This is a genomic window from Citrobacter sp. Colony219, assembly GCF_019382635.1.
Taxonomy (GTDB): Bacteria; Pseudomonadota; Gammaproteobacteria; order Enterobacterales; family Enterobacteriaceae; genus Citrobacter; species Citrobacter youngae.
This window is the reverse complement of the sequence record NZ_CP080033.1, coordinates 3,068,698-3,084,383: the sequence shown is the minus strand read 5'-3', so window position 1 is coordinate 3,084,383 and position 15,686 is coordinate 3,068,698. Positions and strand designations below refer to the sequence as shown.

19 protein-coding genes and 3 tRNA genes are annotated in these 15,686 nt (G+C 50.4%); 19 read left to right on the top strand and 3 right to left on the bottom strand.

Translation table 11 applies throughout. The features are described from left to right. From JTI85_RS13890 to sdiA, 8 genes are all read left to right on the top strand, one after another. Positions 1-474 (top strand): flagellin (locus tag JTI85_RS13890; RefSeq protein ID WP_255574764.1); only part of this gene is annotated, 474 nt, incomplete at its 5' end. Between the two features lie 162 nt (positions 475-636). Continuing rightward, the gene (gene fliA, locus JTI85_RS13885; RefSeq protein WP_005127740.1) at positions 637-1,356 is read left to right on the top strand and encodes an RNA polymerase sigma factor FliA; all 720 of its coding nucleotides are present in this window, start codon (positions 637-639) and stop codon (positions 1,354-1,356) included. 57 nt (positions 1,357-1,413) lie between these two features. Further along, entirely contained in the window at positions 1,414-1,965 is a 552-nt protein-coding gene (fliZ, locus tag JTI85_RS13880) for a flagella biosynthesis regulatory protein FliZ (RefSeq protein ID WP_040232441.1), read from the top strand. 100 nt (positions 1,966-2,065) lie between these two features. Further along, complete coding sequence (gene tcyJ, locus JTI85_RS13875; RefSeq protein ID WP_219351644.1) at positions 2,066-2,866, top strand: cystine ABC transporter substrate-binding protein; 801 nt, start codon at positions 2,066-2,068, stop codon at positions 2,864-2,866. 155 nt (positions 2,867-3,021) lie between these two features. Next, positions 3,022-4,008 carry a D-cysteine desulfhydrase gene (dcyD, locus tag JTI85_RS13870; protein ID WP_061068103.1) on the top strand — a complete coding sequence of 329 codons (987 nt, stop codon included), beginning with the start codon at positions 3,022-3,024 and terminating at the stop codon, positions 4,006-4,008. A 21-nt stretch (positions 4,009-4,029) separates the two neighbouring features. Next, positions 4,030-4,698 carry a cystine ABC transporter permease gene (gene tcyL / locus JTI85_RS13865; RefSeq protein ID WP_061068102.1) on the top strand — a complete coding sequence of 223 codons (669 nt, stop codon included), beginning with the start codon at positions 4,030-4,032 and terminating at the stop codon, positions 4,696-4,698. Then, complete coding sequence (gene tcyN / locus JTI85_RS13860) at positions 4,695-5,447, top strand: L-cystine ABC transporter ATP-binding protein TcyN (RefSeq protein ID WP_005127735.1); 753 nt, start codon at positions 4,695-4,697, stop codon at positions 5,445-5,447. The genes tcyL and tcyN overlap by 4 nt, the downstream gene beginning before the upstream one ends. A 231-nt stretch (positions 5,448-5,678) precedes the next feature. Then, the gene (gene sdiA, locus JTI85_RS13855) at positions 5,679-6,401 is read left to right on the top strand and encodes a transcriptional regulator SdiA (protein WP_048211322.1); all 723 of its coding nucleotides are present in this window, start codon (positions 5,679-5,681) and stop codon (positions 6,399-6,401) included. Between the two features lie 66 nt (positions 6,402-6,467). On the opposite strand, the gene JTI85_RS13850 is transcribed toward sdiA, so the two are convergent. Continuing rightward, a complete protein-coding gene (locus JTI85_RS13850) occupies positions 6,468-6,692 on the bottom strand; it encodes a DUF2594 family protein (protein WP_005127733.1) in 225 nt (74 codons plus the stop codon). Then, entirely contained in the window at positions 6,689-6,802 is a 114-nt protein-coding gene (locus JTI85_RS13845) for a hypothetical protein (protein ID WP_101743137.1), read from the bottom strand. The genes JTI85_RS13850 and JTI85_RS13845 overlap by 4 nt, the downstream gene beginning before the upstream one ends. 350 nt (positions 6,803-7,152) lie before the next feature. On the opposite strand from JTI85_RS13845, the gene uvrY reads away from it, so the two are divergent. From uvrY to JTI85_RS13810, 7 genes are all read left to right on the top strand, one after another. Further along, positions 7,153-7,809, top strand: coding sequence for a UvrY/SirA/GacA family response regulator transcription factor (gene uvrY / locus JTI85_RS13840; RefSeq protein WP_048211324.1), 657 nt, complete (start codon positions 7,153-7,155; stop codon positions 7,807-7,809). Further along, entirely contained in the window at positions 7,806-9,638 is a 1,833-nt protein-coding gene (uvrC, locus tag JTI85_RS13835; RefSeq protein ID WP_061068101.1) for an excinuclease ABC subunit UvrC, read from the top strand. The genes uvrY and uvrC overlap by 4 nt, the downstream gene beginning before the upstream one ends. Before the next feature lie 55 nt (positions 9,639-9,693). Beyond that, positions 9,694-10,242, top strand: a complete 549-nt coding sequence (gene pgsA / locus JTI85_RS13830) for a CDP-diacylglycerol--glycerol-3-phosphate 3-phosphatidyltransferase (RefSeq protein WP_003030490.1) — start codon at positions 9,694-9,696, stop codon at positions 10,240-10,242. Positions 10,243-10,393: 151 nt separating this feature from the next. Beyond that, positions 10,394-10,469: transfer RNA gene (locus JTI85_RS13825), tRNA-Gly, on the top strand. 52 nt (positions 10,470-10,521) lie between these two features. After that, a tRNA-Cys gene (locus tag JTI85_RS13820) sits at positions 10,522-10,595 on the top strand. Positions 10,596-10,607: 12 nt separating this feature from the next. After that, a tRNA-Leu gene (locus JTI85_RS13815) sits at positions 10,608-10,694 on the top strand. A 721-nt stretch (positions 10,695-11,415) separates the two neighbouring features. Continuing rightward, positions 11,416-11,886, top strand: coding sequence for an SRPBCC family protein (locus tag JTI85_RS13810; RefSeq protein ID WP_048211330.1), 471 nt, complete (start codon positions 11,416-11,418; stop codon positions 11,884-11,886). A gap of 121 nt (positions 11,887-12,007) precedes the next feature. Here JTI85_RS13810 and JTI85_RS13805 read toward each other — a convergent pair whose 3' ends face one another. Continuing rightward, positions 12,008-13,027, bottom strand: a complete 1,020-nt coding sequence (locus JTI85_RS13805) for a patatin-like phospholipase family protein (RefSeq protein WP_061068098.1) — start codon at positions 13,025-13,027, stop codon at positions 12,008-12,010. Positions 13,028-13,347: 320 nt separating this feature from the next. On the opposite strand from JTI85_RS13805, the gene JTI85_RS13800 reads away from it, so the two are divergent. The 4 genes from JTI85_RS13800 to JTI85_RS21485 all read left to right on the top strand — a co-directional run. Then, positions 13,348-14,490 (top strand): transglutaminase-like domain-containing protein, encoded by a 1,143-nt coding sequence (locus tag JTI85_RS13800; RefSeq protein ID WP_115601824.1) that lies wholly within the window; start codon positions 13,348-13,350, stop codon positions 14,488-14,490. After that, positions 14,468-14,824: a mercuric transporter MerT family protein gene (locus JTI85_RS13795; RefSeq protein WP_048211333.1), complete on the top strand. Its 357-nt coding sequence runs from the start codon at positions 14,468-14,470 to the stop codon at positions 14,822-14,824. Before JTI85_RS13800 ends, JTI85_RS13795 begins: the two co-directional genes overlap by 23 nt. After that, complete coding sequence (locus JTI85_RS13790; RefSeq protein WP_219351642.1) at positions 14,821-15,102, top strand: heavy-metal-associated domain-containing protein; 282 nt, start codon at positions 14,821-14,823, stop codon at positions 15,100-15,102. The genes JTI85_RS13795 and JTI85_RS13790 overlap by 4 nt, the downstream gene beginning before the upstream one ends. Before the next feature lie 207 nt (positions 15,103-15,309). Continuing rightward, positions 15,310-15,686: UPF0149 family protein (locus JTI85_RS21485; protein ID WP_255574763.1), on the top strand; the 377-nt coding region annotated here is incomplete at its 3' end.

The window sequence follows — 15,686 nt, the reverse complement described above, 5'->3', positions numbered from 1 at the left end:
AAAACCGGTAAAATCACGGCTAAAACGGTTGATTACACTGATGACAAAGGCGCTCCCCAGAAGGCAGCGATTCAGTTTGGTGGTGTGAACGGTAAAACCGAAGTGGCTAGCGTGGGTGGTAAAGAGTACCTGGCATCCAGTGTAAAAGATCATAACTTCAAATCGGGTGCCGCGCTGAACGAAGTTGCAAAAACCAAAACCGAAAGCCCGCTGGCTAAAATCGACGCGGCGCTGGCGAAAGTTGCTGACCTGCGYTCCGACCTGGGTGCGGTACAGAACCGTTTCAACTCTACCATYACYAACCTGGGTAACACCGTMAACAACCTGTCTGAAGCCCGTAGCCGTATCGAAGATGCTGACTACGCGACCGAAGTGTCCAACATGTCTCGTGCAAACATTCTGCAACAGGCGGGTACTTCTGTTCTGGCGCAGGCCAACCAGACCACGCAGAACGTCCTGTCTCTGCTGCGTTAATTTACACTTATCGCGCAAACCCCGCTCCGGCGGGGTTTTTTACATTCCGCTTTACCCGTAACCCCCAAATAACCCCCCATTTCACCCACTATTCACCCGATTAAAACCCCTGCAGAAACGGATAATCATGCCGATAACTCATTTAACGCAGGGCTGTTTATCGTGAATTCACTGTATACCGCTGAAGGTGTAATGGATAAACACTCGCTGTGGCAGCGTTATGTACCGTTGGTGCGTCACGAAGCATTGCGCCTTCAGGTGCGCTTGCCGGCGAGCGTGGAACTGGATGACCTGCTACAAGCGGGCGGCATCGGGTTATTGAATGCAGTTGACCGATATGACGCTTTGCAAGGAACGGCATTTACCACTTACGCAGTGCAGCGTATTCGTGGGGCTATGCTGGATGAACTACGCAGCCGGGACTGGGTGCCGCGTAGCGTTCGGCGCAATGCCCGCGAAGTGGCACAGGCGATGGGGCAACTGGAGCAGGAATTAGGGCGTAACGCGACGGAAACTGAAGTGGCGGAGCGTCTGGGGATCCCTGTACAAGAGTATCGTCAGATGTTGCTTGATACCAATAATAGCCAACTCTTCTCCTACGACGAGTGGCGGGAAGAGCATGGCGATAGTATTGAGCTGGTGACAGAAGAACATCAGCAAGAAAACCCGTTACAACAGCTTCTTGAGGGGAACCTCCGTCAGCGCGTGATGGATGCGATTGATGCATTGCCGGAGCGCGAGAAGCTGGTATTGACGCTGTACTATCAGGAAGAGCTGAATCTGAAAGAGATTGGTGCTGTTCTGGAAGTGGGCGAATCACGGGTTAGTCAGTTGCACAGCCAGGCTATCAAACGTCTACGCACCAAGCTGGGTAAGCTATAAGGGGTAATCTTTGCCCCTGAACAATGCCGCATAACGTATTGACTACCAGGAGTTCTCATGACGGTGCAGCAATCAAAAAGACGGCCACTAAGCCGCTACCTCAAAGATTTCAAACACAGCCAGACGCATTGCGCCCATTGCTTTAAGTTGCTTGACAGGATCACGCTGGTTCGTCGCGGGCAGATTGTGAATAAGATAGCCATCTCCCGCCTGGACACGCTGCTTGATGATGCTGAATGGGCGCAGGAGAAAAAAGAGTGGGTGGCGTTATGCCGTTTCTGCGGTGATTTGCATTGCAAAGAGCAAAGCGACTTCTTTGACATCATCGGCTTTAAACAATTTTTGTTTGAGCAAACCGAAATGAGCCACGGCACGGTGCGCGAATATGTTGTTCGCCTGCGTCGTCTCGGCAATCATCTGACCGAACAAAAAATTTCTCATGACCTGCTGCAGGAAGGGTTCCTCGACGAAAACCTCGCCCCGTGGCTGCCAGAAACCAGCACCAATAATTACCGCATTGCGCTACGTAAGTATGAGCAGTTTAAAGCCCATACACATATGGGACATATGCAGAAATCCGCCTGGACAGCCAGTTCTGATATATATTAAAAACGAATAAGGTGTAACAGAGTCGTGTTTGTGAATTACGGCGAACGTTCTACACTTCGGTCATAAATGATGGTCACTAATGACAATATTCGGGGTAACTATGAAATTAGCACTTCTGGGACGTCAGGCGCTGATGGGTGTAATGGCTGTTGCACTTGTCGCGGGTATGAGCGCAAAAACATTTGCGGACGAAGGTCTGTTAAATAAAGTGAAAGAGCGCGGCACGCTGCTGGTGGGGCTTGAAGGGACTTATCCTCCGTTTAGTTTCCAGGGCGACGATGGCAAACTGACCGGTTTTGAAGTGGAATTTGCCGAGGAGCTGGCTAAACATCTGGGTGTGAAAGCCTCGCTCAAGCCGACCAAATGGGACGGCATGCTGGCGTCGTTAGATTCCAAACGTATCGATGTGGTGATAAACCAGGTAACCATCTCTGACGAACGGAAGAAAAAATACGATTTCTCTACCCCGTATACGGTTTCTGGTATCCAGGCGCTGGTGAAGAAAGGTAACGAAGGCGTTATTAAGACTGCTGCCGATCTGAAAGGTAAAAAAGTCGGCGTTGGTCTGGGAACCAACTATGAAGAGTGGCTGCGTCAGAACGTGCAGAGCGTAGATATTCGTACCTATGATGATGATCCGACCAAATATCAGGATCTGCGCGTAGGCCGTATCGATGCCATTCTGGTTGACCGTCTGGCAGCGTTGGATCTGGTGAAGAAAACCAAAGACACACTGGCCGTGACTGGTGAAGCTTTCTCCCGCCAGGAATCTGGTGTGGCGCTGCGTAAAGGCAATGAAGATCTGCTGAAAGCCGTGGATGCAGCCATTGCCGATATGCAAAAAGACGGCACGCTGAAAGCCCTGTCCGAAAAATGGTTTGGAGCGGATGTGACGAAATAATCATCATCCGGATAAAAAAGGCGCCTTTAACAGCGCCTTTTTTTATTCCATTGCGCCTGAACGTGCATAATAAAAAGAACATCACAACAACTTCTACTCTCAGGCTTTTGGGCTGCTTGTTGCCCACAAGATGATGAGTAAACACCGGAGGCTCTATGCCACTGCATAACTTAACGCGCTTTCCCCGTCTGGAATTTATTGGTGCGCCCACGCCGCTCGAATATCTCCCGCGTTTCTCTGATTATCTCGGCCGCGATATTTTTATTAAACGCGATGACGTCACGCCGATGGCGATGGGCGGCAATAAACTGCGCAAACTGGAGTTTCTGGCGGCGGACGCGCTGCGTGAAGGCGCAGACACATTGATCACCGCAGGGGCTATCCAGTCGAACCACGTGCGTCAGACGGCGGCGGTCGCGGCGAAGCTGGGACTTCACTGTGTGGCGCTGTTAGAAAACCCAATAGGCACGACTGCGGAAAATTATCTCAGTAACGGTAACCGCCTGCTGCTGGATCTGTTCAATACCCAGATTGAAATGTGTGATGCGCTGACCGACCCGAATGCGCAGCTTCAGGAACTGGCGACGCGGGTTGAAGCGCAGGGGTTCCGCCCGTATGTGATCCCGGTTGGCGGTTCTAACGCGTTGGGTGCATTGGGTTATGTCGAAAGCGCGCTGGAAATTGCTCAGCAGTGTGAAGGGGCCGTAGAACTTTCATCCGTCGTGGTGGCGTCGGGCAGTGCAGGAACGCACGCCGGGTTGGCGGTAGGACTGGAACAATTGATGCCGAACGTTGAGCTTATCGGTGTCACCGTTTCGCGCAGTGTTGCTGACCAAAAACCAAAAGTCGTTGCGCTGCAGCAGGCCATTGCCAGTGAGCTGGAGCTGACTGCGGCGGCAGATATTTTACTGTGGGATGATTACTTTGCGCCGGGTTACGGTACGCCAAATGAAGAAGGCATGGAGGCGGTAAAACTGTTGGCGCGTCTGGAAGGCATTTTGTTGGATCCGGTGTATACCGGTAAAGCGATGGCAGGCCTGATTGACGGTATCAGCCAGAAACGCTTTAAAGATGAAGGGCCAATCCTCTTTATTCATACCGGTGGGGCACCTGCGTTGTTTGCCTACCATCCACATGTATGACAACCAGGTAGAAAAACACTAATGCAAGAAAGTATCCAACTGGTCATTGATTCGCTGCCGTATCTGCTGAAAGGGGCGGTATTTACGCTCCAACTGAGTATCGGCGGGATGTTTTTTGGCCTGGTGCTGGGGTTCATCCTGGCGCTAATGCGTTTATCGTCACTGTTGCCTGTGCGCTGGCTGGCGCGCTTTTATATCTCTATCTTTCGCGGTACGCCGTTAATTGCCCAACTGTTTATGATCTACTACGGTCTGCCGCAGTTTGGTATTGAGCTGGACCCGATCCCGGCAGCTATGATCGGTCTGTCGCTGAATACCGCGGCCTATGCGGCAGAAACGCTGCGTGCGGCCATCTCCTCCATTGATAAAGGTCAGTGGGAAGCCGGGGCGAGTATCGGTATGACACCGTGGCAGACGATGCGCAGGGCGATCCTGCCGCAGGCAGCGCGGGTTGCGCTTCCACCGCTGAGCAACAGCTTTATCAGCCTGGTGAAAGATACCTCTCTGGCCGCGACCATCCAGGTACCGGAACTGTTCCGCCAGGCGCAGCTGATTACTTCACGCACGCTGGAAGTGTTTACCATGTATCTGGCGGCCTCGCTGATTTACTGGGTCATGGCGACGGTGCTTTCTGCGCTGCAGAACTATTTTGAAGAACAGCTCAACCGCCAGGAGAGAGATCCGAAATGAGTACTATTGAAGTCAGAAACCTGGTGAAAAAATTTCACGGGCAAACGGTACTGCACGGCATTGATCTGGACGTTAAGCCTGGTGAAGTCGTGGCGATTATCGGGCCGAGCGGTTCAGGCAAAACCACGCTGTTGCGCAGTATAAATTTGCTGGAACAACCGGAGGCGGGCACCATCAAGGTTGGAGATATTACCATTGATACCGCACGTTCCTTAAGCCAGCAGAAAGGACAGATTCGCCAGTTGCGCCAGCATGTGGGGTTTGTGTTCCAGAACTTTAATTTATTTCCACATCGCACAGTACTGGAAAACATTATTGAAGGTCCGGTAATTGTGAAGGGTGAACCAAAGGCGGAAGCGACAGCGCGCGCGCGTGAACTTCTGGCAAAGGTTGGGCTTGCGGGTAAAGAGAGCAGCTATCCACGGCGGTTATCCGGCGGTCAGCAGCAGCGTGTCGCTATTGCCCGGGCGCTGGCTATGCGTCCGGAAGTTATTCTTTTTGATGAACCGACCTCCGCGCTTGACCCGGAACTGGTTGGCGAAGTGCTTAATACTATTCGTCAACTGGCGCAGGAAAAGCGCACCATGGTCATTGTGACGCACGAAATGAGTTTTGCGCGTGACGTTGCTGACCGGGCGATATTTATGGATCAGGGCAAGATAGTGGAGCAGGGGCCTGCAAAATCATTATTCACGCATCCGCAGCAACCGCGAACCCGTCAGTTTCTTGAAAAATTCCTGATGCAATAAAAGGTCAGAGAGCACTCATCGAAATAGTTTTTTTGGTGAGTGCTTGTTGCATAACTATTTATAATTACTGCTTTATTATTATTGCTTCATCCTGTCAGCATTGTGGGCTGTTACATTACACTCAAGTAATTTCTTATTTGTCCGATAATTTGCATATATAAAATACATTTATGTGTTAGCTTGTTTCGTACATTTGGATGATTATCAATCTCAGGGGCATTACCACTTAGTATGCAGGATCATGATTTCTTCACCTGGCGACGGAGCATGCTGTTACGCTTTCAGGAAATGGCGGCGGCAGAGGATGTCTATAACGAATTACAACTTCAGACGCAGCACTTAGAGTTCGATTTTTATGCGCTCTGTGTCCGGCATCCCGTACCCTTTACCCGACCTAAAACGGTACTTCATACGACGTATCCCAAAGCATGGGTCGCACATTACCAATCAGAAAATTATTTCGCTATCGATCCGGTACTGAAACCCGAAAACTTCAGTCAGGGCCACTTACCGTGGGATGACGCCTTGTTCCGTGACGCACAACCGCTGTGGGACGCCGCGCGTAATCACGGTCTGCGCAAGGGGATGACGCAATGCTTAATGTTGCCAAATCGGGCGCTAGGCTTTTTGTCCGTTTCACGCGCAAGTGTGCGTAATGGCCGCTATGCCCAGGATGAAGTCGAACTCAGGATGCAACTGCTGGTACGAGAAAGTCTGTCAGTACTTATGCGGCTGGAAGATGACATGGTCATGGCGCCGGAGATGCGTTTTAGCAAGCGCGAAAAAGAGATTCTGAAATGGACCGCTGAGGGGAAAACCTCTTCCGAGATAGCAATGATTCTGTCGATCTCTGAAAATACCGTTAACTTTCATCAGAAGAATATGCAGAAGAAGTTTAACGCGCCAAACAAAACACAGATTGCTTGTTATGCCGCTGCAACAGGGCTTATCTGAATAAAATGTCGTTCTGAGTGTCAGACGCAAAACCGGCTGAGAGCATCGCTGTCAGCCGGTTTCTTATCACTGACGATAGGCCTGTTTAATTTGTTTAACAGTGCTGGTAAATACCGCGGCCTGTGTTTCGTCCTCAATCAGCGCGATCTGTTTTTCCATTTTAAGAATCACGCGTCCTGCATCGGCTTGTCCCATAGCCTGCAGCATCAGCGTTAACATGGCCTTCAGGCAGGTGACTTCATTAGCCAGTTCTTGATTATTCTCAGCAGTGGAAAAATCAGGCGTACTCATTTATTTTCCTCGTTATGTTTCAATGAAAAAGTGCGATGGCAAACGTCAAGGCGGCGGAGTATACCATAAGCTCGGCTAAAAATATCTGAGGTTGTTTTTTGCACAAACAAAACCCAATGAGATTAAAATAAACAAGATGTTGCAGTGCATATATTTTCTCCATTCATTGTTTATTCCGAGTATTTTACTCGTTAATTATTGTTACAAGCTTACCTTCCTATTTAGCATTCAGCGTAAGAATATGAATTTTTTGTCACTATTCTGAAACAGCTATGCAGATATAAGCGCGGGCAAACAGCCTTCAACCGTGAAAGTTTCCACGGTTCGTACAATCTAATTTCCAAAAACGAGAGCAAAATCGAAAGTCGGGTGTTTTTTAGATTTCAAAGTTGAGATAAAACCCGTTAACATAGGACCGATTAACTATCGGTAGCGTTATCCCTATTCTGGAGATATTCCTTTGATCAACGTTTTTCTTGTTGATGACCACGAACTGGTGCGCGCAGGGATACGACGCATTCTGGAAGATATAAAAGGCATTAAAGTTGTCGGCGAGGCGTGCTGCGGCGAAGATGCGGTCAAATGGTGCCGCACTAACGCCGTCGACGTTGTGCTGATGGACATGAATATGCCCGGTATTGGCGGTCTGGAGGCAACCCGCAAAATTGCGCGTTCCTCGGCTGACATTAAAGTGATCATGTTGACTGTTCATACCGAAAACCCATTGCCGGCAAAAGTTATGCAGGCGGGAGCCGCGGGCTATCTCAGCAAGGGGGCCGCCCCTCAGGAAGTCGTGAGCGCGATTCGTTCGGTTTTTTCCGGGCAGCGCTACATTGCTTCCGATATTGCGCAACAAATGGCGCTTAGCCAGATTGAGCCAGAGAAAACGGAAACCCCGTTTGCCAGTTTGTCTGAACGCGAGTTGCAGATTATGCTGATGATCACCAAAGGCCAGAAGGTCAATGAGATCTCAGAACAACTGAATCTTAGTCCCAAAACAGTGAACAGCTACCGCTATCGAATGTTCAGTAAATTAAACATTCATGGCGATGTGGAGCTGACTCACCTGGCAATTCGCCATGGCCTGTGTAATGCGGAGACATTAACAAGCCTGTGACCGAACAGTTCGATGCTAAAGCGTTTCTGAAAACCGTGACCAGCCAGCCTGGCGTCTATCGTATGTACGATACCGCCGGGACGGTTATCTATGTCGGTAAAGCGAAAGACCTGAAAAAACGGCTCTCCAGCTATTTCCGCAGCAATCTCGCGTCGCGTAAAACCGAAGCGCTGGTGGCACAAATTCAGCAGATTGATGTCACGGTGACGCACACCGAAACTGAAGCATTATTGCTTGAGCACAATTACATCAAGCTGTACCAGCCGCGCTATAACGTATTGCTGCGCGATGATAAATCCTATCCCTTTATTTTCCTCAGTGGCGATACCCATCCGCGTCTGGCGACGCATCGCGGCGCCAAGCATGCTAAAGGTGAATACTTTGGACCGTTTCCTAACGGTTATGCCGTCCGCGAGACGCTGGCGCTATTGCAGAAAATTTTCCCAATACGTCAGTGTGAAAATAGCGTTTATCGCAACCGTTCACGCCCGTGTTTGCAATATCAGATTGGCCGCTGCCTTGGGCCATGCGTCGCCGGTCTGGTGAGTGAAGAAGAGTACGCACAGCAGGTCGACTATGTACGGCTGTTTTTATCCGGCAAAGACGATCAGGTGTTAACGCAACTGATAACCCGGATGGAGAAGGCCAGCCAGAACCTTGAGTTTGAAGAGGCCGCACGCATCCGCGACCAAATTCAGGCGGTTCGCCGTGTCACTGAAAAACAGTTTGTTTCCAATACTGGCGACGATCTGGATGTTATCGGCGTGGCATTTGATGCCGGAATGGCCTGTGTACACGTCTTGTTCATTCGTCAGGGTAAAGTGTTAGGCAGTCGCAGCTATTTTCCTAAAGTACCAGGGGGAACGGAGCTGGGCGAGGTAGTTGAAACCTTCGTTGGGCAGTTCTATTTACAGGGTAGCCAGGTGCGTACCTTGCCCGGGGAGATCCTGCTTGATTTTAATCTTAGCGATAAGACGCTGTTGGCTGACTCTTTGTCTGAACTGGCCGGGCGGAAGATTAACGTCCAGACGAAACCGCGAGGCGATCGCGCCCGATATTTGAAGCTGGCGCGTACCAATGCGGCTACGGCGTTAACCACCAAACTTTCCCAGCAGTCCACTATTACCCAACGTCTGACGGCGCTGGCATCCGTGCTGAAACTGCCTGCGGTGAAACGCATGGAATGTTTTGACATTAGCCACACGATGGGCGAGCAGACCGTTGCCTCCTGCGTGGTTTTTGACGCTAACGGGCCGCTGCGCGCAGAGTATCGTCGCTATAACATTACGGGTATTACGCCGGGTGATGATTACGCGGCGATGAACCAGGTACTGCGTCGGCGTTACGGTAAGGCAATAGAAGAAAGTAAGATCCCGGATGTTATTTTGATCGACGGTGGTAAAGGCCAGCTAGGGCAGGCGAAAGCTGTTTTTGCCGAACTGGACGTGCCCTGGGATAAACAGCATCCTCTGTTACTGGGTGTGGCAAAAGGGGCAGATCGCAAAGCTGGCCTGGAAACCCTGTTCTTCGAACCGGAAGGTGAGGGGTTTAGCCTGCCGCCGGACTCCCCTGCGTTGCACGTTATTCAGCATATCCGCGATGAGTCTCACGATCACGCCATCAGCGGACACCGTAAAAAACGTGCGAAGGTAAAAAGCACCAGCACGCTGGAAACCATCGAAGGCGTTGGCCCTAAGCGCCGACAAATGTTGTTGAAATATATGGGGGGTTTGCAAGGGCTTCGTAACGCCAGTGTCGAAGAAATTGCAAAAGTGCCGGGTATTTCGCAAGCTCTGGCAGAAAAGATCTTCTACTCGTTGAAACATTAAGCCCTCTGTAGCAACATAGGGGTAATTTCACTGACAACAGATAGTTATCCGTCATATGCAATTTAATATCCCTACATTGCTCACGCTGTTTCGCGTCATTCTGATCCCATTCTTTGTATTGGCGTTTTATCTGCCATTCACCTGGGCTCCCTTCGTTTGTGCGCTGATTTTCTGTATCGCAGCCGTTACCGACTGGTTTGACGGTTTTCTGGCGCGCCGCTGGAACCAAAGCACCCGTTTCGGGGCGTTCCTCGATCCGGTGGCAGATAAAGTCCTGGTGGCTATTGCGATGGTGCTGGTGACGGAGCACTACCACAGCTGGTGGGTGACATTGCCTGCCGCCACGATGATCGCGCGTGAAATTATCATTTCAGCGCTGCGTGAATGGATGGCAGAACTTGGCAAGCGTAGCAGCGTGGCGGTGTCGTGGATCGGTAAAGTCAAAACGACATCGCAAATGGCGGCGCTGGCATGGCTGCTGTGGCGCCCCAATATCTGGGTAGAGTATGCCGGGATTGCACTTTTCTTTGTCGCCGCGATTCTGACTTTATGGTCAATGTTCCAGTATTTGAGCGCTGCACGGGGAGATTTGCTTGATCAGTGATCGTTTCGCCGCAAATTTCAGCAAACGATCGTAAGTGGTGAAAAATATCGTTGACTCATTGCGTCAGGTAAGTAGAATGCAACGCATCGAACGGCGGCACTGATTGCCAGACGATAACAAAATCAAGTGATTAACAAAGTTACTTGGTGATGCGGGAATAGCTCAGTTGGTAGAGCACGACCTTGCCAAGGTCGGGGTCGCGAGTTCGAGTCTCGTTTCCCGCTCCAAATTTAAAACATCGGCATTTGCGGATGTTTGGCTGTAAAGCCAGAAGATTTCGGCGCGTTAGCAAAGCGGTTATGTAGCGGATTGCAAATCCGTCTAGTCCGGTTCGACTCCGGAACGCGCCTCCAATTTCTTCCCGAGCCCGGATGGTGGAATCGGTAGACACAAGGGATTTAAAATCCCTCGGCGTTCGCGCTGTGTGGGTTCAAGTCCCACTCCGGGTACCATGGGAAAGAACAGAATAATCAAAGCAATAAGCAGTGTCGTGAAACCACCTACGGGTGGTTTTTTTGTGCCTGAAACTTACTGACAGCTAATAGCGTGCGTCACAATACCCACCAATAAAGCAAAACCGCCAAAACGGCCCAGTCACCAACATGATTTAGCCCATTCGCTTATCGGCGAATAGGCGTGCTCAGCATAAACCCTCCCCGGGCCGGGTTGTTCATGAACCCATCACGGGCGGGGTTATSGTYCTGGAAACCGCTCATTATGAGGGGATCGTTAATGCCATCCTGAATCGCAAAGGGTCTGTGGATCCGGCTACGGGCTCTGAGCGTAAACGCAAAATCATCCGCGCCGCCAATCACGATAACGCCATTGCCGGCAGCTAACGCAGCACTCAATTCTTGCTCTCGTTGAGCCTGACGTTGCGATGTGCCGGCTGCAACAGATGAAGACGTCAACAGCAGTAGTGCAAGGACGGCGCATGAAAATACCCGTGGCAGTTTCATGATAAATACTCATAAATAATGTGGCTATTAAAGTATAGCGTTTAATGGCGCTCTAATCCGGGCGGTAAAACCATTTTCTGGCGGCTGAGGCGGTGATTCTGGAGGGCCTGGCTGTGTATTAAGCACTATAATAAAAACAGCTCACAGGTGATTATGCCTGTTCGTAGCACAGGCAGGTGCCGCAGATTTTTCATCCCATAGGGGAGAGAAGGCGATGACTGACTATCAGTTTTCCACAGTCTGGCGGGTTGAGGCTTCACTGCAGGATGTCTGGGATGTTTTCTCCCACCCGGATCAGTGGCCAGAATGGTGGAGAAGCCTTGAGCGTGTTGTTGAGATCAAGAAAGGCGATATACAGGGGATCGGAGCGTTGCATCGTTACACCTGGAAGGGTGTACTTCCGTATCGTTTAACCTTTGATATCAATGTATTAAATATTATGCAGTACTCTCTTCTTGAAGGTGCTGCCAGCGGCGAGGTTGAAGGGCGCGGGGTATGGTCTTTTATTGATACCGGTAAGGAGACGATTGTCAGGTACGACTGGAATGTACGAACCACGATTCGCTGGATGAATATACTTGCCCCACTGGCGGCGCCGGTATTTCGCTGGAACCACGATACGGTAATGCGCGAGGGAGCGAAGGGATTAGCCCGTAAACTTGGCACCCATGTGTATATATTTTGATTCAGAACCTATCCCATCAGGGCTATTTTGCTTGCCATTTCGCCGCTGGGCAGTGCTCAAACTGTTTGCGCCAATGACGTCTGCCAGGATAGGTTTTAGTTCTCTGTTCTCAGGGGCTGTTTTATCCCTGAAAGTTAAAAATCCCGCCGTTGCTAACTAACAATGCAGCAATTTCATTTAACGTCTTGTCGAATTCCGCTGCATTTTGCAGTCCTGCGTTATGCAGCTGTTCTAAATTCTCTCGCGATGCGTTATCCAGCGTTGGATCGGCACCATATAATTCGGGTTGAAGCCTGTAATATTTTGCGTTTTTTACCGTTGAGGCGATTTGTTGTAAATAGTAGGCAGTCATCTGCGGACCGCCTTCGAGCGCGATATCGATAGCGGGTTTCGCCCAGCCAAAGGGTCCCCAGTCTTTAACCTCTGAATATGAATAACCCTGCAGCTTTTTACCGGTACCCAGAGAGACAATGATCATGTCTTTGATGCCAGCGACGTTTGAAAATTTAATCGCCTCGGAATAGGCACACAGCGCTGGATCGTTCGCCACGACACCACCATCGACCAGGACATACTTTTGCGGCAATGGGGGAAGTGAGTAAATACGCGCTGCTTCGAAGTACGTCGGTGCTGCGGAGGTACCACGTAAAACATCTCTGACCAGAAAATCCCGTTTTTTGGCTACGGCAGAGTGTTGTTTGAAGATCACAGGAAGACGACTGCTGACATCATAAGCAACAAAGCAGGTTGGTTTTAATAATTCACTCAGTTTCGTATCACCGAAGGCTGTTTTTAATACTCGCTCCAGTTCCGTTGCCGAGTATTTTTCATCACTGACACCGCCTAATGAAGTGATGTTTTTCCAAATGCCGACGTCAAAAATCTCATCGCCGTCCTGAAGATAGAAGTTGACGGCTTCCTGTGCGGAAAATTTGGGGTTTCCTGTCGCGTCGGGACACACATAGGCAGAACAGAGGATGGCACCAGTACTGGTGCCTGCAACTAAATCGAAATAATCAGCGATTCTTGCTGTTGGCTTTTTTGCTCTTTCTTGTAACTTTTTCTCCAGTGCGACTAATAGCATACCTGGCAGGATGCCTCTGATGCCACCGCCATCAATAGACAGTATTCTCATCGCCATTTTGACTTCCCCTCAGTGTATGAAACATGAAAGCGGAGGACTACATGTGGAAGTGCCTGCGTTTAAATATAGACAGGTTTTCGGCGGTCTTTCCTTAATGAGAATGAGGGATCTTCATGCCGCCATTACTGTACTTTCTCGCCGGTAAGTGGCTTAATGGCGACCACGTAGTTTCTTATTTCATTCACAGTTAACAGGTCTGTTATTGATGAATAACCTCCATCGACTCGCCTTTTTATGGAAGCGTCTGTCTGCTGTGATGATCGCCTACGGTTTGTTATTCAGCCGCCGCTCAACTCTCATAACATGGACAGACAGCAATGCAACGTCGACAATTTCTCAAAAATAGCGTTCTCCTTTCCGCCGCCGGTATAGTCGGCCCTTCGATTGTTAGCCGCACGGTCCAGGCTGCTGAGCCTGCAATCGTGCCTGTGGCACGTCGGCGCTTTGTGCTATCGCAAACGTATAAGCTCAACCCACCAAAGGGGTCGAATGGTGTCGTGAAGTTGTGGATCCCTTTGCCGGTCGATACCGCATTCCAGCAAATGACGAATCTTGCTTTTAGCGGCAATTATAAACAGGCGTACGTCACAACCAACAATGCTTATGGCGCGAAAACGTTGTTTGCCAGTTGGCCTGACTCGCAGGGAGAACTGCTGATCAAGGTTGATCTCGACATTGAGACAGCCGATTGGGAACCACTGCAACATGACGCGCTAAAAAACTGGCAAGCACCGGAACAGATTACGTATCCGCTGGATGCAAAACCGTATCTGCTGCCAACAACGCACACACCGATTGATGGGCAGGTCCTGGAAACGGCGCGTAAAATTACCGGTAATGAACAAGATCCGCTGAAAAAAGCTCGCCTGATATACGAGTGGGTGAGCAGTCATATGGAGCGTGATAATGACGTTATCGGCTGCGGAACCGGGGATGTCGCGGAGATTTTGAAAAGCGGAAAGCTCAAGGGCAAATGCACCGACATGAGCTCTGTTTTTGTCGCCCTGGCCCGAGCCAGCGGCATTCCTGCACGTGAATTGTTCGGGATTCGTCTGGGGAAAGCAAACAAGCTGGAGCGCTACTCAAAAAGCGCATTTGGCAAAGCCGACAGTGCAGGTGTTGCTGATGTTAGCGGGGGACAGCACTGCCGTGCGGAGTTCTACCTGGCGGGTTACGGTTGGTTACCATGCGATCCGGCCGATGTGACCAAAATGCGTCTGGCGGAGAAAAAAACGCATCAGGATGCGGACGTCCAGGCAGTGAATACCTATCTGTTTGGCAACTGGGAAATGAACTGGGTTGGCTTCAACTATGGTCGTGACTTTGAACTGTACCCGGCTACTGAGCAGGGAGCGATGAACAACTTTGGTTATCCTTATGCTGAAGTAGACGGTGACCCCATCAATTTCTATGACCCGAAAGCGTTCTCTTACCACTATGTCGCAACAGAACAACGCTAAAGGGGCGGGATTGACCCTGCTGACGGCCGCCGCGGCTGCCGTCACGGCTGGCTTATGTTGCGTCGGACCGCTGCTGTATCTGCTGTTTGGTATTTCGGCGGCGAGCTTTGCCGTGTTCACTCAGTTTGAGTTTCTGCGCGTTCCTCTGATGTTGCTGTCCTTAGGGCTATTATTACGCGTTTTCTGGCGACTCTACTTTTCTAAAAAGCTATGGTGTTCCGGATGGCTGTCCCTGAAGCAAGCGCGCGTTCTTTACTGGTGTGCGTTGGCGCTGATTCTGCCCGTGTTGTTTTACCCCACGATCGTGGCCTGGTTTTATGAGGTGTTTGAGTGAAGATTATTACGTTAATCGCATGTTTGCTGTTGCCATTGTGGACTCAGGCTGCCAATCAGAAAGTGGTGCTGAATATCCAAAATATGACCTGCTCGTTATGTGTCATTTCGGTCAATCAGGCGTTACGTGAAACTGATGGGGTGATTAAAGCCAAATCTTCGCTCAAGACCCGGCAGGCAGAGGCTATCGTCCCGGAGGGATTTTCTACCGATACGCTACTTAACGCGGTGGCGAAAACGGGATATACCGCAACGTTGAACCGTATTGAGCCACAATAAACCACCTTCGGGTGGTTTTGTTCTGTTTTCCGCGTATGATGCCCCGCGGCTGATGCTCCCTTTTGTGCGTTAACTACCGGAATTCCCCTCGTTTCCTGTTAACCTGAATTGGCGGTACCTGTAAGCCGCTCATGCCCATTTGGATCTGCTATCCCACCAGCCATGTAAGATAATCACAGGCAAGAATTTTTACTAAGGAAAAGCGTTATGAAAACGGGACCACTAAACGAGAGCGAGCTGGAATGGCTGGATGATGTGCTGACTAAGTACAATACGGACAAGTCTATTCTGGATGTGTCAGAGCTGGATGGCTTACTGACGGCGGTGCTCAGTTCACCGTATGAGATCGAGCCGGAGCAGTGGCTGGTCGCTATCTGGGGCGGTGCACAGTATGTTCCGCGCTGGTCCTCCGAAAAAGAAATGGCGCGTTTTATGAATCTGGCGTTCCAGCATATGGCGGATACGGCCGATCGTCTGGATGAGTTCCCGGAGCAGTTTGAACCGCTGTTCGGCCTGCGTGAAATTGAAGAGCATGAGCTGACTATCGTTGAAGAGTGGTGCTTTGGTTATATGCGCGGCGTCGC